This window comes from Salinirubellus litoreus (assembly GCF_037335815.1).
Classification (GTDB): domain Archaea; phylum Halobacteriota; class Halobacteria; order Halobacteriales; family Haloarculaceae; genus Salinirubellus; species Salinirubellus litoreus.
In genome coordinates, this window is the sequence record NZ_CP147841.1 from 2,531,987 (window position 1) to 2,548,890 (window position 16,904).

The following is a 16,904-nucleotide window of genomic DNA, read 5'->3' on the forward strand; positions in this document are numbered from 1 at the left end:
TCGGGGCGATACCGCAGGAGGTCGAGCGAACGCGGCGACTCGCCGCCTCTGTCATCGATCGGGCCCCGGGAATCCGAAGCCAGAGATCCGTGAGGGATTCGATGTCCTCGGGCGACGACTAAGGGCTTGAGGTGCGAGTTACGCGAGCGACTCGATGTTCCCGGGCGCAGCCCGGGAATCCGAAGCCCGAGCTATGCGAGGGATTCGATATTCTCGACGACCTTCTCGGCGAATTCGCTGGTGGCGAGCTTCTCGCCGCCCTCGATCTGCCGGTGGATGTCGTAGGTGACCTGCTTCGAGCGGATGGTCTCCTCGACGGCGTCCCGGACCAGCTGACCGGCGTCCTCCCAGCCCATGTGTTCGAGCATGATGCGCCCGGAGAGGATCATCGCGGAGGGGTTGACCTTGTCCTGGCCCTCGTACTTCGGTGCGGATCCGTGGACCGGCTCGGCGAGGAACCGGCCCTCGCCGATGTTGCCCCCGGGAGCGATGCCGAGCCCGCCGATCTGTGCGCCAGCGGCGTCCGAGAGGTAGTCACCGTTGAGGTTCGGCATCGCCAGCACGTCGTACTGGTCGGTACGGGTGAGGAGCTGCTGGAGCATGTTGTCGGCGATGCGGTCGTTGACCACGACGGCGTCCTCGGGGGCGTCGCCGTCGCGCTCCTCCCAGAGCGTGTCCTCGGTGATGACCTCCTCGCCGTACTCCTCCTCGGCGACCTCGTAGCCCCAGTCGCGGAACGCCGCCTCGGTGAACTTCATGATGTTGCCCTTGTGGACGAGCGTGACCGAGTCGCGGTCGTTCTCGAGGGCGTAGTCGATGGCCTGCCGGACGAGCCGCTTCGTGCCGAACTCCGAGATGGGCTTGATGCCGATCCCGACGGGCCCCTCGTGGATGGCCCCCTCGAAGCCCATCTCGTCCTCGACGAATTCACGGACCTGCTCGACCTCCTCGGTGCCGGCCTCCCACTCGATGCCGGCGTAGACGTCCTCCGTGTTCTCCCGGAAGTTGACCATGTCCATCTGCTCGGGGGCCTTCATCGGCGAGGGGACGCCGTCGAGGTGGTAGGTCGGTCGCATGTTCGTGTAGAGGTCGAGCTTCTTCCGGAGCGCGACGTTCAGCGACCGGAAACCCGACCCGACGGGGGTCGTCAGCGGGCCCTTGATGGCGACGCGGAACTCGCGGATCGCCTCGACCGTGTCATCGGGGAGGTTATCATCGTACATCTCCCGGGCGGACTCGCCGGCGTAGAGGCGCATCCAGTGGATGTCACGGCCCGTCGCCTGCGCGGCGGCCTCCAGCACCTTCTGGGCCGCCGGGCCGACGTCCGTCCCGATGCCGTCCCCGTGGATGATGGGGATGATCGGCTCCTCGGGAACCTCCAGGTTCCCGTCCTCGTCGGCCGTGATCCGCTCACCCTCCTCGGGTACCTCCACCTTGTCGAAGTCCATAGCCGGCACGTCGAACCAGCGTGTGAAATGGATTCCGCTATCCGAGCGTGAATCGAACGAACGACGGTTATAGTCTCGCTCGAACACTTCCACGTCGTTCCCCGTCCGAGGGCCCGAAGGCGGCGGTACGAGGGTTGAAACCACCCCCGCCCGTCCCGACTCGCATGAAGGTGATCGTCCACGGCGGGGCCGGCGGGCCGTCCGACGAGCCGGCCGATCGACAGGCGGTGCTCGATTCGGCCGCCGAAACCGGGGCGGGGACCGACGACGTGACCGACGCCGTCGTCGAAGCCGTACGAGTCCTCGAATCCGACCCGCGGTTCAACGCCGGCGTCGGCTCGGCGATACAGTCCGACGGGGTGGTCCGAACCGACGCCGGACTGATGACCGACGACCGGGCCGCGGGCGCGGCGTGTGCGATGCCGGGCGTCGAACACGCCGTCGAGGTCGCACGGGCGGTCAAGGAGGGGACCCCCCACGTCCTCGTGGCGGGGGTCCACGCGGTCGACCTCGCCGAGGCGATCGGCGTCGAGACCGACGTCGATCTCCGGACCGAGGAGACCCGCGAACGGTGGGCCGAGGAGGAACCCCCCGAGTCGTTCGACACCGACGAGCACCTCGCGTTCGTGAACGATCGGTTCGGGCGCGAACAGGAGGCGGACGGGGACGACGAGGGCGACGGTGCTCGGCACCGCCCGGACCACGACACGGTCGGCGCGGTGGCCCGCGACGGCGACCGGATCGCGGCGGCCACCTCGACCGGCGGTCGGTGGTGTGCGCTCGCCGGACGGGTCGGGGACGTCCCGCAGGTCGGCTCGGGGTTCTACGCGACCCGGGCGGGCGGGGCGAGCGCGACCGGTGCGGGCGAGGACATCGCCCGGGTCACGCTGGCGCGGCGGGCGGTCGACCACCTCGAAACGGGTCGGACGGCCGCGGACGCGGCCGAACTCGCCATCGAGGAGTTCGAGGACCTGACCGGCTCGACGGCGGGCGTGATCGTCCTCCGGAACGACGGCGACCACGGGAGCGATTTCAACAGCGAGGCGATGCAGACTGCGGTCGATAGCGACCAGTAGCGGGGGACGGACGGGCGGTGGGTCGGCGATCGAGTCAGTCGACGGGAGAGGGATGGTCCGGGGGTGCCCCGATCGGCGATCCCGCCGCCGCCCGGTCCATCAGCACCCGGTGGGCCTCTACTGGCTCCCCCTCGGGACGGAGCTGTTCGTAGTTCCCGTCGGCGTCCATCCGCCACGCCCGCCGGTCGTCCCGCAGGAGGGCATCGAGCACCACCTGTAGCTCGGCACGGTGGTCCGGGTCCGTGACGGGCGTGACGACCTCGACGCGGCGGTCGAGGTTGCGCGTCATCCAGTCCGCGCTGCCGACGTAGAACTCCGGGTCGCCGGCGTTCTCGAATCGGAACACCCGGGAGTGTTCGAGGAACCGGCCCACTACCGATCGGACGGTGACGTTCTCGCTCGCGCCCTCGACCCCGGGTCGGAGCCGGCAGATGCCTCGCACCACGAGGTCGACGTCGACGCCGGCCTGCGAGGCGCGGTAGAGTTCGGCGACCATCCCGGGGTCCTCGAGGGCGTTCATCTTGGCGACGATCCGCGCGGGCTCGCCCTCGCGGGCGTTTTCGGCCTCCCGACGGACGAGGTCGGTGAAGCGGTCGCGCATGTTCCCCGGCGCGACCAGGAGCGTCTGGTAGTCCTCGCTCATCGAGTGGCCGGTGAAGTAGTTGAACACCCGCGCGAGGTCGGCTCCGACCTCGCGGTCGGCGGTCAGGACCCCGAGGTCGGTGTAGAGCTTCGCCGTCTCGGCGTGGTAGTTACCGGTGCCGACGTGGGAGTAGAGCCGGACCCCGCGTCCGGTCCCCGCGTCGAGCTCCTCGCGGACGACGAGCGCGATCTTCGCGTGGGCCTTCAGCCCGATCGCTCCGTAGGCGACGTGGATGCCCTCCTCCTCGAGCCGGCGGACCCACCGGAGGTTGTTCTCCTCGTCGAACCGGGCCTTCAGCTCGACCATCACCGCCACCTGCTTGCCGTTGCGCGCGGCCTCGATGAGCGACTCCACTACCGCCGAATCCCGGGCGGTCCGGTAGATGGCGAGCTTGATCGCGAGCACGTCGTCGTCGGTCGCGGCGCGGTCGACGAACGCCTGCACGGTGCGATCGAACGAGTGGTAGGGGTGGTGGACGAGCACGTCCCTCCGGCGTATCTCCGCGAACAGGTCGGGCTCCCCGTCGCCGAACCGCGGGTGATTCCTCGGGGTCCAGGGGTCGTGTTTCAGGTCCGGCCTGTCGAGGTCGACGAGCCGGGAGAGGTCGCGCAGGTCGAGCGGCGGAGCTCGTTCGAAGACCTCCCGGTCGTCGACCTCGAGCTGGGTCTTCAGCAGTTCGCGGACCGCCTCGGGCATCCCCTCGGACACCTCGAGGCGGACGACGGTGGCGAACCGCCGGTCCCGGAGGACGCCCTCGATCATCCGGATGAGCCCCTCGGCGACCTCCTCGTTCCGGCGCACCTCGGCGTTGCGCGTCACCCGGAACGTCGACCAGTCGAGCACCGTCACGTCCGGGAACAGCAGATCGAGGTTCGCCGCCACGACCTGCTCCAGGGGGACGAACCGCTCGGCCTCCCGGTCGGTCCACGCCTCGCGGATGCGGACGAGTCGCGGGCGGTTCTCGGGGATCTTCACCCGCGAGAACCGCGGCTCACTCCCCCCCCGTCGGGTCCTGACTGCGAGCGAGAGCGAGAGGTTCGAGATGAACGGGAACGGGTGGGCCGGATCGAACGTCAGCGGCGTGAGCATCGGGAGCACGTCCGACTCGAAGTACTCCCGCAGGCTCGACCGCTCGCGTTCGGTGAGCTCCTCGTGATCGACGACGTGGATACCGGCCTCGGCCAGCAGCGGCCGGACCTCGGCGAAGCAGGCCGACTGGGCGTCGAACATCCGGCGGGCCGTCTCCAGGCTCGCCACCCACTGTTCGCGGGGGGTCCGCCCGTCGACCGAGAGTTCGGTGACGCCCGCGTCGATCTGCTGTTTCAGCCCACCGATACGCTTCATGAGGAACTCGTCGAGGTTCCGGGTGACGATTGTCAGAAAGCGCACCCGTTCGAGCAGCGGGTTCCGCTCGTCGAGCGCCTCGTGGAGCACCCGCTGGTGGAAGGCGAGTTCGGAGAGTTCGCGGTTCAGATACCAGGCCGGGTCGTCGGGGTCGAACGGCCGCTCGGCGGGGTCGAGGGGACGGGTCCCCTCGGGCGGGTCGTAGCGGGCGACCCCGCAGTCCGGGAGGGGGTCGCGGTCGTCGGTCGGTCTGCCCGTCACTCGGGACCGATAGGGGTGGGTTCGACTTGAACCTCCGGCAGGTCGAGCACCTTCTCCTCGGGACGGGACTCGTAGGTCTCGAACGCGGGGACCGAGACCACCTCGTCGGCGTAGTAATCGTAGGCGGTCAGCGAGCCGCCGTAGACACAGCCGGTGTCGAGGCCGACGGCGTGGTCGGTCACGACGGGCGCGTCGAGCGGCGTGTGGCCGAAGAAGATCCGCTCGGGGCCCTCCCAGTGGTCGAACCAGAACGGTCCCTCGTAGCCGTTTTCGGGTGGGATGGCGCGGGTGTTGAGCAGGCGTTCGATCCCCTGTTCGGGGAGCGCCATCCGGGTGTCGACGCCGCCGTGGACGAGGAACGAGTCGCCGAAGGAGATCACGACGGGGAGCGACTCGATGTAGTCGGCGACGGGATCCAGTTCGGGGATCTCGACCCGGTCGTGGATGAGCTTCGCCTCGTTGTTCCCCCGGATGGAGAAGACGTTCGGGGTGTCACGGACGAGTTCGACGACGCCACGGGAGTCCGGTCCCTTGCGGATGAGGTCGCCGACGACGAGCACGAGATCCTCCTCCGAGGGATCGAGCGCCGAGAGCAGTTCCTCGAACTCGGCGCGGCAGCCGTGGACGTCGCCCACGACGAAGACGTCGTTCCAGTCCTCGACGTCGAGACGCAGGTGACAGTCCGCGACCTCGGGTGCGAGGTCGTCGTCGCTCAGCCCCGGCCGGTCGTCGTCGGAGCGTGAGTTCCTCCCCATTACGACTCCCGTTCCAGCGCCCGTCGGCGGTACCATACACCCCGCTACTCCATCACCGACTTAACGTGTTTCTAATATGACTATCGTGGAATACATAGACACACCTCGGTGTAGGGATCCCCCGGGGGGATGGTAGCGCCTCGTGGCCGTGCCGACGGACCGGATCCGATCCGAGCCGTCCGTCACCGGCGAGCGCTTCGCCACGCAACGCAACTCCTTTGGCCGGAAGGGGCGAACCCGGGGTCATGAGCAGCCTGGAGTCCGAGCAGTACGAGAAGCACCGCGAGGCCGGCGAGATACTCGCGACCGTCCGGGACGAGGCGGCCGAGCGGGTCGAGGTCGGCGCGAGTCACCTCGAACTGGCCGAGTGGACCGAGGAGCGGATCCGGGAACTCGGGGGGGAGCCGGCGTTCCCCGTCAACATCAGTATCGACGAGGAGGCCGCCCACGCCACCCCCTCGCGCGACGACGACTCGACGTTCGGCGAGGAGATGGTCAACCTCGACATCGGGGTCCACATCGACGGCTGGCTCGCCGACACCGCGATCACCGTCGACCTGTCGGGCCACGACGACCTCGCCGAAGCCCCGGGAGCCGCCCTCGACGCCGCGCTCGACGTCATCGAGCCGGGGATCGAGACGGGCGAGATCGGGGGCGTCGTCGAGGAGACCATCGAGGGGTACGGCTACAACCCGGTCGTGAACCTCACCGGGCACGGCCTGGGCCACTGGGAGCAGCACACCGCGCCGAACATTCCCAACCGCCGCGTCGAACAGGGGATCGAACTCGAAGTCGGCGACGTCGTCGCCATCGAGCCGTTCGCCACCGACGGCGGCGGGAAGGTCGGCGAGGGGAGCGAGGAGGAGATCTACGCCCTCGAACGCGAGGCGACTGTCAGAGACCGGGCGGCGAGGGAGGCGCTCGAAACCATCGTCGAGGAGTTCCGCACGCTGCCGTTCGCCGCACGGTGGCTCGACACGCCCCGTGCGGAGATGGCGCTCCGCCGGCTCAAACAGCAGGACGTCGTCCACGGCTACCCGGTGCTGAAGGAGGACGACGGGTTCCTCGTCAGCCAGAAGGAGCACACGATCATCGTCACCGAGGACGGCTGTGAGGTGACGACCCGGTCGCGGTAGGCAGGGGGCGGGACGGACACGGTCGGCTCTCCCCAGAGTGTGTAGCTACTGATCAACCCCACAGCCACGACGAAGGCAGAAGAAAGGTCCCTTCCTGCTGTGGGCTGGCCCGTTGTACCGCGAGCGACCGGAGGGAGCGAGCGGCCTTTTTCACCCATGTTTTTGCGGTGAGTGGTGCGCCGAAGGCGCACCCGAACCGGAAAAAGATGGTCGGTGGTCAGGCGTTGTTCATCCGGAGCGCCGACTCGCCCCCGCACGCGACGCACCTGGCGACCCGATACGGTTCGCGGGAGAATTCGGCGTTCTCGCGCTTGGCCGATTCGGTCCGTATCTCGATCCGGACGTCGTGGGGGGTCTCGTGACCGCAGCTCTCGCACGATTCCAGCGTGTCGTCGTCCGCAGCGGAGTGTGCTGACATCGACAGTTCGTTTCCCGGAAAGGGGCATAAACTGAACATACCGTCCCGACGGTTCGACCGAGTTCATCGCAAGACGGCGCCGTGATTTGTCCTGATACGGACTCAGAAGGTCCCATTACGTTCATAAGAGCTTCTCGTGGCTCTAAAACGACCGAACGGCCGAAATATTCAAGTAGAAGGGGCTGACATCGCGTTCAGTCATCCAATGGCGACAGCCCCCGTAGACTGGGACCGGTGACCCCGACCTGTAACGTGGCGGCCCGGGTGGGTCCCCTGGGTTGGGAGCGGACACGTCCCGGGTCCCGGATCGACGGCCCGGTCGCCCGCTCGACGACCCCGATATAAGTGGCGGGCGGCCGTCGCCCGTCCATGGACGAGCTGTTCGCCCCGTGGCGTATCGAGTGGGTCGAGCGCGAGGACCGGAACGAGGATCTCGGGGAGTGTGCGTTCTGTGCGCTCCCGGAGCGCGAGGACGCCCGCGAGTCCCGGGTGGTCGCCGCCTCCGAACACGCGTTCGTCCTGCTGAACAACTACCCCTACAACCCGGGACACGTCATGGTCATCCCGCGTCGGCACACCGGCGACTACCGCGATCTCGACGACGAGGTGCTGCTCGACCACGCCCGGCTCAAGCAGCGGACGTTCGACGCGCTCGATGAGGCGCTCTCACCCGACGGGTTCAACGCGGGGCTGAACCTCGGACAGTCGGCGGGCGGCTCCATCGGCGACCACCTCCACACCCACGTCGTCCCGCGGTGGGGCGGTGACACGAACTTCATGGCGGTCGTCTCCGACACGAAGGTCATCGTCGAGGCACTGGCGGACACCTATGAGCGGCTCCACGCGGCGTTCGCCGCCCAGTCGGGCGGGACCGACCGCGGAACGGACCGGAGCGTCGAACTCCGGTTCGAGTAGCGTCGAGCGACCCGAAGTCCCTATACGGGCCCGTGTCCCACCACCGATATGGACCGGAAGGGGGTCCTCCGCCGGGTCGGGTTCCTCGTCCTGCTGGCGAACGTGGCCCTCGCGCTCGCCAAGGGCGGCGTCTGGTACTGGACGGGGAGCCTCGCGGTCGGCTCCGAGGCGGTCAACAGCCTCTCGGACACCGCCTACAGCCTCATCGCGCTCGCCGGGCTCTACCTCACGACCAGACCCCCCGACTTCGAGCACCCGCACGGCCACGAGCGGATCGAGCCGTTCGTCTCGCTGTTCATCGCCGTGGGCGTGTTCGCCGCCGGCGGATTCGTCCTCTGGCGATCGCTCACGGCCGTCCTCGCGGGAGACGTGACCGTCGCCCGCGGGCCGTGGGCGGTGGTCGTCCTCGTCGCCGCCGCGGTAGTGAAGTTCGGCCTCTACCGCTACTGTCTCGACGCCGCCCAGGAGCACCGCTCGCCGGCGCTCCGGGCGACTGCGCTCGACAACCGGAACGACATCCTCACCGCCGGGGCGGCGCTCGTCGGCGTGCTCGGTGCCGCGGCCGGCTACCCGCTGCTCGACCCGCTCGCCGCCGGCGTGGTCGCGTTCGGCATCCTCTACACCGGCGTCGAGATCGTCCGGGACAACCTGAACTACCTCGTCGGTGCCGCACCCCCCGAGGACCTGCGGGCGGACATCGTCCGGCGGGCACTCTCACACCCGGACGTAGAGGGCGCACACGACGTCATCGCTCACTACGTCGGCCCGGAGGTGGACGTCTCGCTCCACATCGAGGTCGAGGGCGACCGGACCATCCGCGAGGCACACGACATCGAGACGGACGTGGTCGAGTCGATCCGCGAGATAGACGACATCGACGACGTGTTCGTCCACGTCGACCCGAAGGAGCTCGGGGAGTGGAAGGACGACGACGAGGTCGACCGTCTCGCCGGGAGCGCCCGGCGGTACGGCGGTCGGCACAGTCGACGGGAGTGATTTCGGAGGAGAGGACCGCCGCGACCGCCGGACTCAATCGTAGTCGGGTCGAACCCCCGTCGGTGACCACGAGCGCCGACCCCACCACGCTCGCCGACTACGTCCGCAGCGAGGCCGACGTCGTCGAGGCGGCGCTGGTCGAGCGGGACCCGACGAGGCTCGCGGACGCGCCCGGGGGGCCGGACACCGTCGTCGATCACCTGTTCACCGACGCGTTCGTCGTCGAGCACACCGACTTCCCGTCGCTCGGGGCGTTCCTCGAACACGCCGGGGTGGAGTCGGTGTGGGCGCTCGCGGGGTGGATCGACTGGGTGCTCGACTGGCACGTCCTCGGCAACACGCGGTTCTGGTCCTGGGAGTGGATGACCAACGCCGCCGTCGAACTCGCCCGCGACGCCGCGCTCGTCGGCCCGGTCCGGTGTCGGATCTGCGGCTGGCGTCCCGACCCCGTGACGGGCTCGTCGGTGGAGGAGCCGGGTCGGGTCGACGAGACGTGGGTGCGGTTCGCGTGTCCCTGCGGCGCGACCGGCCGGGTCTCCCTCCCCCGGCCGACCGGCGAGACGCGGTGTGACGGCGACGTCACCGTCGTCGGATCGCGGGAGGCGCTCTCTCGCCCCCCGCCGGACGACGGCGAGGATTGATGGATCTCGCCGCAGTGACAACCGGCGAGGACTGATGGATCTCGCCGCAGTGACAACCGGCGAGGACCGACGAGTCCCCCCGGGAGCCGCCTCGGCTCGACACCCGGGGGAAGGTTTTTGTTCGCCAGATCCTTGTTATCCGGTAACATGGGCTGTCACATCCGCTGTGACTCGTGCGACCTCGACCGGCGGCTCGAGGACTGCGTGACCGCCCACCGGCTCGCGAAGGAGCACGAGGCCGAATTCGCCGACCACTTCGTTAGCCTCCTCGACCCCGCCTGATCCGATCACTCCCCGAAGACGCGCGACGGAAGCCGACAGGTGACCGTCCGGTTGGGATCGTTGACGACCTGCGAGAGCTGGAGGTCGGCGGCGACCGAACAGAGCAGGTACGCCTCCTCCCTGCCGAGCCCCCGCGTCTCGCCCAGCCGGTCGACCATCGCCGAGAGTGCCTCCCTCGCGGCCGACTCGAGATCCGGGCCGATGCCGGTCGTCGCGACCGCCGGGCCTTCCTTCCACGACTGGCCGCCCGGCGTCTCGAACCGCGGTGTCGCCGGGGTGTCGTCGATGGGTTCGAACCGGACGTCCACCGTCGTCGGGCACTCGATGGCCGTCACGCAGACCTCGCCGTCGCCCTGTGCGGCGTGGCCGTCGCCGATGCTGAACAGTCCCTCCGGAACCTCGACGGGGAGTTCGAGGCGCGAACCGGCGACGAGGTGCCGGACGTCGAGGTTCCCGCCCACCGCTCTCGGTGGGGTGGTCGAGTGCGGTCCGTCCCCCTCGGGGACGAGCCCGAGGTTGCCCGGGAACGGCTCCAGGGGCACCTCGACTCCCTCGACGAACGTCGCGGTGTCCCCGTCGAGTTCCCAGTGGTGGATCGCCCCTTCCGACGCGGCCTCGGGGAGGAATCCCACGTCCCGCTCCTCGGGGTAGGCGAAGGTGACGCCCCAGTCGCCCGTCTCGACCGAGAGGAGTTCGACGGCCAGCCCGTCGCCCGGTTCGACGCCCTCGATCGCGACCGGACCGGTCATGGCGTGGCCCGGGGACTCGCGGCTCCTCACGTCCTCGACGGTCGCCCCGGGTGCCAGCTCGCCGCCGGTCGCGTCCAGGCACTCGAACCGGACGACTTCGCCCGGCTCGACGGTGAGGAGTGGGTCGCGGTCGGCGTCCCAGTCGTGGTGGACGTTCGCGTCGGTCGCCTCGATGTGATGATCCGGTGTCGACATACCCGGGCCACGGAGCGGGGGGCTAAAACTCCCCGCCGCCCGGCGAGATGTGACGGGACACGACGGGACGGAACGGGCGGGACCGCCGGATCAGTCGTCCGCGACGGCCCGGTCGGGCTCCCCTCGCGTATCGACGGGCTCCGCGAAGCAGTAGACCGCCTCCGCGCCCGTGACCTCCACGTCGAGGAAGTCGCCGGGCTCGACGCCATGCTCGGTCGCGTTCCGGACGATCACCTGCCGGTAGGCCCCGTCGCGGCACTTCACGGAGTCCCCGGTTCCTGGCTCGACGGCGAGGGCTCGATGACGGGTGCCGACCATCGACTCGTGTGCCTCCCGGACGACCGCCATCTTCAGGTCGGTCATCGCCTTCGACCGCTCCTTCTTCAGCGTCCCGCCGAGACCCTTCATCTCGGCGGCGTCCGTTCCGGGTCGCTTCGAGAAGCGCGTGACGTTGATCTTCTCCGGGCGGATCTCCTCGAGCAGGCCCATCGAGCGATCGTGGTCGGTGTCGGTCTCGGTGGGGAAGCCCACGATGAAGTCCGTCGAGAGGGTCCAGTGCTCCAGCCGGGAATCGAACGTCTCGACGATCTCGCGGAACTCCCCTACGCGGTGCTGTCGGCGCATCGCTTCGAGCACTTCGTCGCTCCCGGACTGGACCGGCAGGTGGATGAAGTCGTAGAGCTCCTCGTTGCGGGCGAACACGTCGGCGAGTTCCTCGCGGATGCCGTGGACGCCGCCCGGGTTGGCCATCCCAACGCGGACCCTGAACTCGCCCTCGATGTCACAGATCCGGTCGAGCAGTTCGGGGAGCTTCCGCTCGCCCTCGTCCCAGCCGTAGACGCCCGTGTCCTGACCGGTGACGCGGATCTCCCTCGCGCCGGCGTGGACCAGCGCGCGGGCCTTCTCGACGTTCTCCTCGACGGGCGGGGAGTCGATCCGCCCGGTCGCGAACTTCGTGATGCAGTACGAGCAGTTGCTCATACAGCCCCGCGCGATGGGTAGGATTCCGATGACCCCGTCCAGAACGGGTTCGGCGTCGGGCGTCGTCGTCGGGCACTCCCCGTTGGTGACCGCGGCGGGCACCTCGTCCCAGTGGAGCACCTGCGCGTCGACGTCCGACTCGCGGAACTGCTCGCCCTGCGCGAGCGCCATGCAGCCGGTGACGAGCAGATCCGCGGTCTCCTCGGCGAGCTCCTCGGCCCGGCGGAGCATGTTCCGCTCGGTCTTCTCGACGACCGTACAGGTGTTGAGGATGGCGACGTCGGCCTCCTCCAGCGGGACCTGGTGGTGGCCGGCGTCCCTGAGCCGGCGCTCGATCTCCCGGCTCTCACCCCGGTTGGAGGTACACCCGTACGTCTCGATGTGGTACCGGGCCATTCTACGCTCTACCCGCCCTTGCGTGCCGGCGGGCAAAAGCGGTGCGGAACGCCCCCGCCGGTCACTGCCCCTCGCTCGCGACCGACTCGTTCGCCCGGGTGACCCACGCCGGCCGGTCGACGGTCGTGGTTCCGACGTCGGTGATCCGGTACGTCCGGCGCACGCGAACGGGTCCACCGCCGAACGTCGCCTCGAACGAGAGGGAGTAGGACCTGACGACGCCCCGCTCGTCGATCCTCACGGTCATCGAGACGTTCCGCGGGTCCGAGAGCAGCGGCGGGGTGACGAGTTCGTCCGGGTCCTCGAACCGCTCCCCTCTGAGCCGGAAGACGCGGACCCCATCGACGGTCCGGTTCCCGACCACGCGGAGGTCGACGGCCTCGAGGTCCGGCCGGGCGCTCCTGACCTGGGTGAGGTCTCGGACCGGGCCATCCGAGGCCGCCTGGTTCTGTCCCCAGTACCGCGCGACCCGGCCCTCGTCGACGAACCGGTTGCGCACGACCGGCTCGCTGTACCAGACGCCGATGAGCGCGTACGTGTCGACGAACGGCCACTCCCGGACCGACCGCTCGACCCGTGTGAGGTGGTACGAGTCGGCACCCGGGGCGACGACGATCCGTACCCCCACGGTGTTGAGCGGTCGTCGGCTCGCGGTGTCGTTCGGCCGGACCACCGTCCGGTTGCGGGTGAGGGCGAACCCGCGCTCGGTCAGCGTCGTCCGGTGGCCCTCGACGAGCGCGTCGGCGTCGAACACCCCCCTCGTCGAGAGGCCCGGGGCGATCAGCCGTCCCCCGTCGGGCCCCCGCTCCTCGGGAACCGGTGCGGGTGTCAGCGTGGTCGTCGGCTGTCCGGGTCCGCTCGCGGTGTCGACCGCACCACAGCCCGCGAGCACGACCACCGCGACGAGGAGCAGTCCCGTCTTCGCCCGCACGCTACCGAGCACCCCCGATCCGGCGGGTTCCCGGGAGGGATCGTCGCCGCCGGTCGCGCGTCGGGACCGATGTCGGTGATGGGTGTACGATCACTCCGCCCAGTCGGGGTCCGTCCGCGGCGGCGAGAACACGTCCACCCCGAGGACCGTCTCGCTACCCCGGTTCTCGGCACCGTGGACCTCCTCACCCGCGAGCACGTATCCGTCACCGGGGCCGACCACGATCTCCTCCGGGTCGTCCTCGTCGCCGAGGAGGAACGTGAGCTCGCCCTGTGCGATGTAGCCCGCCTGTTCGTGGTGGTGGCTGTGCGAGGGGACCTCCGCTCCCGGCTCGATACGGAAGTGCTGGACGCTCATCCGATCGCCCGCCGCGAGCTGGGTCAGGTGCGCGCTCGGGACCGCCTCGACCGTGTTCCCCTCATCGAGTCGCTCGACGTCCATACCCCGGGTACGGTCGCCCCGGACCTAAACACCGGGGGCACAGTTCCCGGCAAAAAATTCTTGTTTTCGGACGAGAAACCCCGGTCGTCATGTCGACAGACACCCGGATGGAGGCGGAGCTGTTCGGTCGGGACGTGACCTTCGAGTACTCCGAGGCCTGGATCGGCTACTCGATGGTCGCGCTCCGCGTCGTCATGGGGTGGGTGCTGTTCCAGGGTGGGATCACCAAGCTGGTGACGTACCTCGATGCGAACCCCGACAACGACTGGACGGCGGCGGGCTACCTCGCCAACGCCATCCCACCGGGGAATCCCTTCACGGGGGCGTTCGCGGCGATGGCCGGCAGCCCGCTCATCGACGCCCTCAACATGTGGGGACTCACGCTGACCGGCCTCGCGCTGATCCTGGGTGTACTCGTCCGCTGGAGCGCCTTCTGGGGGGCCGTCATGATGCTGTTCTACTGGGCGGCCGCCCTCCAGGGGGGCTTGCTGGCGGGCCTCCCGCTGGCTCACGGCTGGGTCGTCGACGACCACATCGTCTACGCGGCCCTGCTGTTCGGCCTCGGCGCGTTCGGTGCCGGCCGCATCCTCGGGCTGGACGCGTACCTCGAACGGACGGGCGTCGTCCGGAACAACCCCTGGTTGCGCTACTTCCTCGGATAGCGAACCACAGGTTCAACCCCGGTGGGGCCTCACGTCGAACCATGTACGCGGTCGTCGGCTGTAACCGATGTGGGGCGCTGTGGGTCGTCGAGGGTCGTCCCGACTCTACTGCCTGTCCGCGGTGTGAGACGCGCCACCGGCTCGAGAAGCTGAAGCGGTTCGCGGAGACCGAGTCGGCCGACGCCGCGCGCGAGGCGCGCTCGCGGCTGCTGGCCGAACGCGGCGGGTACGGGGAGCAGGTCGACTCCCTCGACGACTTCTCGACGCTCGGCGAGGCGGCCGACCGATCGGGGGTGAGCGACGAGGAGTTCCTCCGGGGGTCGGGGATCGACACCGACGCCGTGAACGAGGCCGGCGAGCGGGCCGAAACCGGGCAGGGTGGCTCCCGAAGCCGACGGCAGGTCGTCCTCGACGCGCTCGAGGAACTCGACCGTCCGAACGAACCGGCGGTGATCGAGTACGCGACCGACGCGGGCGTCCCCGAGGAGTACGCCGAGGAGGCGCTCGAACGGCTCCGCCGGACCGGCGAGATCACCGAGTCCGGCGGCCGCTACCGCCGACTGTGAGCACCCCCGACACCGACTCTCGATCTCGGAGCTACGATCCCGGTCCGATCGCCGTCGGCGTGCTCGTGGGGCTCGCGGGGCTCCTGTTCCTGCTCGAACCGGTGGTCGATCCCATCGCGGTCGGCGGGCTTCGGGTCCGGCCCGTGTCGCTCTCGGCGGTGTCGCTCGCCCTGGGGCTCGACGTCGGGGCCGTCGTCTTCCTCCGGCGGGGTCGGCGGCTCGTCGGTCTCGCACACGCCATCGGCGGTGCGGGGTTCACCGCGCTCGTCGTCGCCGTCGCGATCGACTCGGGGACGCTCGCGATCTCGGCCGTGCTCGTGCTCGGCGGCGGGGTGCTCTTCCTCGTCTACGAGATCTCCCGGACCCGACGTGACGGGCGGGGAGGACGGTAGATCGGTCCCGGTCCCCGGATCACCCGGCGCAGAGGGTCTTCCAGAGGGTGAGCGCGGCGGCCAGCGCCGCGAGCGCGGCCTGGAGCACGCGGAGGCGGTACAGACTGGTCTCGGAGGCGGTCTCGTTCTCGGTCATGATGGGTGCCCGCGGGGTGTGGCCCCGGCGGGCACTCGAAATCACGTCTAAGGTCGATTAAACCAACGCCAACGCCGGAGTGAAACTGGAGGCGAGGGCCGGTTCCGGAAGTTCCGCTTTCGCCGTCACCGCCCGAGTTCCTCGTGCGCGCTGGCGAGGTGGGAGGCCGCGAGCGCGCCCATCAGCGAGAGCTCGCCGGCGAGCGCACCCGCGGCGATCACCTCCGCGAGCGCGTCGGCGTTCGCGCCGGGCGGGTCGCCGCCGCCCCGGACGCCCACAACGTCGAGCGCTTCCGATTGTGTGGGGAGCTTCGTCCCGCCGCCGACCGTCCCGACTTCGAGCGACGCGAGCGTGAGCGAAGCGTAGAGCTCCTCCCCCCGGACGTCGAGCGTGGTGATCGCGTTCGACCCCTCGACGACCTGGGCGGCGTCCTGGCCGAGCGCGAGGAACGCGGCGGCGACGACGTTCGCCGCCTGGGCGTTGAATCCCAGGGACCCGGCCTTCGCGGAGCCGACGAGGTTCTTCCGGGTGTTCGCCTCGACCATCGCCTCCGGCGTCGTCTTGAAGCGATCCTCGACGAGTTCGCGAGAGAGCACCACGTCGGCCGAGACCGTCCGGCCGCGCCCCTCGACGGCGTTGATCGCCGCGGGCTTCTTGTCCGTACAGAGGTTCCCCGAGAGCGCGACGAGCGACGCGGGCGTCTCGGATTCGACCACCTCGCAGGCCTCCTGCGTGGCGATGGTCGCCATGTTCATCCCCATCGCGTCCTTCGTGTCGTAGCCGAACCGCAGGAACACCGAGTCGCCGACGACGTAGGGCGTCACCTCCCGGAGTTCGCCGTGGCTCGTGGTGGACTCGGCGGCCTCCCGGAGCGCCGACTCGTTCTCGCGGACCCACGAGACCACCTCGCTCGCCTCCGCGATGTCGTGGACCCGGAAGACCGGCGCGCGGGTCATCTTCGATTTCAGTACGCGGGCGGTGGCCCCGCCGGCCGCCCGAATGGCGGAGGATCCGCGGTTGACGCTGGCGAGGAGCGCCCCCTCCGTGGTCGCCATCGGGAGCCAGTACTCACCCTCGGCGGCACCGCCGTCGACGGGGAGCGGGCCGACGACCCCCATCGGGACCTGCGCCGCGCCGACCATGTTCTCGACGTTCGGGTCGGCCCGCTCGGCGGGAAACGAGTAGTCGCCGACCGTCGATAGATCCGCTCCCGTCTCGGACTCGAGGAGGTGCCGGCGGGCCGCGGCGGCCGTCTCGCCGTCGACGTGCGCCTCCAGTTCATGTAGCCGAAGGTCGCCCTCGTGCACCCGCTCGGCGAGCGATTCGGGGCTCGTGTCGGTCATGGCCGGGGGGTCGACGGGCGAGCGCCTAAGGGTTGCCACTCGCGGCGCGGTGTCCGGCGGGGTGCCGATCGGATCTCGGGGACCGCTCTCCCCGCGTTCGGCCACACGGTCTCCCCGTCCGCACGCCATCTCGCCGTCCGCACGCCGCTCCGCTCCCGGCGCGGAGCGTCGACGTCGCCCGCTGTCTCCCCCTGATC

At 69.7% G+C, this 16,904-nt stretch carries 18 protein-coding genes; 9 read left to right on the forward strand and 9 right to left on the reverse strand.

Annotated elements, in window-relative coordinates; genetic code table 11:
- Nucleotides 1-191 precede the first annotated feature (191 nt).
- Nucleotides 192-1,448, reverse strand: a complete 1,257-nt coding sequence (gene icd, locus WDJ58_RS12560; RefSeq protein ID WP_338913613.1) for an isocitrate dehydrogenase (NADP(+)) — start codon at nt 1,446-1,448, stop codon at nt 192-194.
- A gap of 164 nt (nt 1,449-1,612) precedes the next feature.
- On the opposite strand from icd, the gene WDJ58_RS12565 reads away from it, so the two are divergent.
- Entirely contained in the window at nt 1,613-2,524 is a 912-nt protein-coding gene (locus WDJ58_RS12565; protein ID WP_338913614.1) for an isoaspartyl peptidase/L-asparaginase, read from the forward strand.
- 34 nt (nt 2,525-2,558) lie between these two features.
- Here WDJ58_RS12565 and ppk1 read toward each other — a convergent pair whose 3' ends face one another.
- Together ppk1 and WDJ58_RS12575 are read right to left on the reverse strand one after the other, a co-directional pair.
- A complete protein-coding gene (ppk1, locus tag WDJ58_RS12570) occupies nt 2,559-4,640 on the reverse strand; it encodes a polyphosphate kinase 1 (RefSeq protein WP_380661610.1) in 2,082 nt (693 codons plus the stop codon).
- Between the two features lie 128 nt (nt 4,641-4,768).
- Nucleotides 4,769-5,488 carry a metallophosphoesterase family protein gene (locus WDJ58_RS12575; RefSeq protein WP_380661612.1) on the reverse strand — a complete coding sequence of 240 codons (720 nt, stop codon included), beginning with the start codon at nt 5,486-5,488 and terminating at the stop codon, nt 4,769-4,771.
- A 284-nt stretch (nt 5,489-5,772) separates the two neighbouring features.
- On the opposite strand from WDJ58_RS12575, the gene map reads away from it, so the two are divergent.
- Complete coding sequence (gene map / locus WDJ58_RS12580; RefSeq protein WP_338913617.1) at nt 5,773-6,663, forward strand: type II methionyl aminopeptidase; 891 nt, start codon at nt 5,773-5,775, stop codon at nt 6,661-6,663.
- 217 nt (nt 6,664-6,880) lie between these two features.
- On the opposite strand, the gene WDJ58_RS12585 is transcribed toward map, so the two are convergent.
- The gene (locus tag WDJ58_RS12585) at nt 6,881-7,081 is read right to left on the reverse strand and encodes a hypothetical protein (RefSeq protein WP_338913618.1); all 201 of its coding nucleotides are present in this window, start codon (nt 7,079-7,081) and stop codon (nt 6,881-6,883) included.
- Nucleotides 7,082-7,450: 369 nt separating this feature from the next.
- On the opposite strand from WDJ58_RS12585, the gene WDJ58_RS12590 reads away from it, so the two are divergent.
- The 4 genes from WDJ58_RS12590 to WDJ58_RS12605 all read left to right on the forward strand — a co-directional run bounded on the left by WDJ58_RS12590 (nt 7,451) and on the right by WDJ58_RS12605 (nt 9,915).
- Complete coding sequence (locus WDJ58_RS12590; RefSeq protein ID WP_338913619.1) at nt 7,451-7,996, forward strand: HIT family protein; 546 nt, start codon at nt 7,451-7,453, stop codon at nt 7,994-7,996.
- Nucleotides 7,997-8,044: 48 nt separating this feature from the next.
- Nucleotides 8,045-8,992 (forward strand): cation diffusion facilitator family transporter, encoded by a 948-nt coding sequence (locus tag WDJ58_RS12595; protein WP_338913620.1) that lies wholly within the window; start codon nt 8,045-8,047, stop codon nt 8,990-8,992.
- Between the two features lie 62 nt (nt 8,993-9,054).
- Nucleotides 9,055-9,633, forward strand: coding sequence for a hypothetical protein (locus WDJ58_RS12600; RefSeq protein WP_338913621.1), 579 nt, complete (start codon nt 9,055-9,057; stop codon nt 9,631-9,633).
- Between the two features lie 147 nt (nt 9,634-9,780).
- Nucleotides 9,781-9,915 (forward strand): hypothetical protein, encoded by a 135-nt coding sequence (locus WDJ58_RS12605; protein ID WP_338913622.1) that lies wholly within the window; start codon nt 9,781-9,783, stop codon nt 9,913-9,915.
- A 5-nt stretch (nt 9,916-9,920) separates the two neighbouring features.
- Here WDJ58_RS12605 and WDJ58_RS12610 read toward each other — a convergent pair whose 3' ends face one another.
- The 4 genes from WDJ58_RS12610 to WDJ58_RS12625 all read right to left on the reverse strand — a co-directional run bounded on the left by WDJ58_RS12610 (nt 9,921) and on the right by WDJ58_RS12625 (nt 13,608).
- The gene (locus WDJ58_RS12610; RefSeq protein ID WP_338913623.1) at nt 9,921-10,859 is read right to left on the reverse strand and encodes an acetamidase/formamidase family protein; all 939 of its coding nucleotides are present in this window, start codon (nt 10,857-10,859) and stop codon (nt 9,921-9,923) included.
- Between the two features lie 90 nt (nt 10,860-10,949).
- Nucleotides 10,950-12,236 (reverse strand): tRNA (N(6)-L-threonylcarbamoyladenosine(37)-C(2))-methylthiotransferase, encoded by a 1,287-nt coding sequence (locus WDJ58_RS12615; RefSeq protein ID WP_338913624.1) that lies wholly within the window; start codon nt 12,234-12,236, stop codon nt 10,950-10,952.
- A 61-nt stretch (nt 12,237-12,297) separates the two neighbouring features.
- A complete protein-coding gene (locus WDJ58_RS12620; protein ID WP_338913625.1) occupies nt 12,298-13,167 on the reverse strand; it encodes a DUF7537 family lipoprotein in 870 nt (289 codons plus the stop codon).
- 90 nt (nt 13,168-13,257) lie between these two features.
- Nucleotides 13,258-13,608, reverse strand: coding sequence for a cupin domain-containing protein (locus tag WDJ58_RS12625; protein WP_338913626.1), 351 nt, complete (start codon nt 13,606-13,608; stop codon nt 13,258-13,260).
- A gap of 89 nt (nt 13,609-13,697) precedes the next feature.
- Here WDJ58_RS12625 and WDJ58_RS12630 point away from each other — a divergent pair, with 89 nt between their 5' ends.
- Genes WDJ58_RS12630 through WDJ58_RS12640 form a run of 3 tightly spaced genes read left to right on the forward strand, consistent with a single transcriptional unit; the run spans nt 13,698 to nt 15,228 of the window.
- Nucleotides 13,698-14,270, forward strand: a complete 573-nt coding sequence (locus WDJ58_RS12630) for a DoxX family protein (protein ID WP_338913627.1) — start codon at nt 13,698-13,700, stop codon at nt 14,268-14,270.
- A 41-nt stretch (nt 14,271-14,311) separates the two neighbouring features.
- The gene (locus WDJ58_RS12635) at nt 14,312-14,836 is read left to right on the forward strand and encodes a DUF5817 domain-containing protein (protein ID WP_338913628.1); all 525 of its coding nucleotides are present in this window, start codon (nt 14,312-14,314) and stop codon (nt 14,834-14,836) included.
- Nucleotides 14,833-15,228, forward strand: coding sequence for a hypothetical protein (locus tag WDJ58_RS12640; protein ID WP_338913629.1), 396 nt, complete (start codon nt 14,833-14,835; stop codon nt 15,226-15,228). The genes WDJ58_RS12635 and WDJ58_RS12640 overlap by 4 nt, the downstream gene beginning before the upstream one ends.
- A gap of 261 nt (nt 15,229-15,489) precedes the next feature.
- Here WDJ58_RS12640 and hmgA read toward each other — a convergent pair whose 3' ends face one another.
- Nucleotides 15,490-16,707, reverse strand: coding sequence for a hydroxymethylglutaryl-CoA reductase (NADPH) (hmgA, locus tag WDJ58_RS12645; protein ID WP_338913630.1), 1,218 nt, complete (start codon nt 16,705-16,707; stop codon nt 15,490-15,492).
- Nucleotides 16,708-16,904 lie beyond the last annotated feature (197 nt).

Bases quoted from the DNA above. Each gene is read 5' to 3' on its own strand.
- WDJ58_RS12590 (WP_338913619.1), top strand. From the start codon at position 7,451: ATGGACGAGCTGTTCGCCCCGTGGCGTATCGAGTGGGTCGAGCGCGAG.
- WDJ58_RS12565 (WP_338913614.1), top strand. From the start codon at position 1,613: ATGAAGGTGATCGTCCACGGCGGGGCCGGCGGGCCGTCCGACGAGCCG.
- WDJ58_RS12595 (WP_338913620.1), top strand. From the start codon at position 8,045: ATGGACCGGAAGGGGGTCCTCCGCCGGGTCGGGTTCCTCGTCCTGCTG.
- WDJ58_RS12615 (WP_338913624.1), bottom strand. From the start codon at position 12,236: ATGGCCCGGTACCACATCGAGACGTACGGGTGTACCTCCAACCGGGGT.
- WDJ58_RS12635 (WP_338913628.1), top strand. From the start codon at position 14,312: ATGTACGCGGTCGTCGGCTGTAACCGATGTGGGGCGCTGTGGGTCGTC.
- WDJ58_RS12610 (WP_338913623.1), bottom strand. From the start codon at position 10,859: ATGTCGACACCGGATCATCACATCGAGGCGACCGACGCGAACGTCCAC.
- hmgA (WP_338913630.1), bottom strand. From the start codon at position 16,707: ATGACCGACACGAGCCCCGAATCGCTCGCCGAGCGGGTGCACGAGGGC.
- WDJ58_RS12630 (WP_338913627.1), top strand. From the start codon at position 13,698: ATGTCGACAGACACCCGGATGGAGGCGGAGCTGTTCGGTCGGGACGTG.
- WDJ58_RS12625 (WP_338913626.1), bottom strand. From the start codon at position 13,608: ATGGACGTCGAGCGACTCGATGAGGGGAACACGGTCGAGGCGGTCCCG.
- icd (WP_338913613.1), bottom strand. From the start codon at position 1,448: ATGGACTTCGACAAGGTGGAGGTACCCGAGGAGGGTGAGCGGATCACG.
- WDJ58_RS12585 (WP_338913618.1), bottom strand. From the start codon at position 7,081: ATGTCAGCACACTCCGCTGCGGACGACGACACGCTGGAATCGTGCGAG.
- WDJ58_RS12605 (WP_338913622.1), top strand. From the start codon at position 9,781: ATGGGCTGTCACATCCGCTGTGACTCGTGCGACCTCGACCGGCGGCTC.
- map (WP_338913617.1), top strand. From the start codon at position 5,773: ATGAGCAGCCTGGAGTCCGAGCAGTACGAGAAGCACCGCGAGGCCGGC.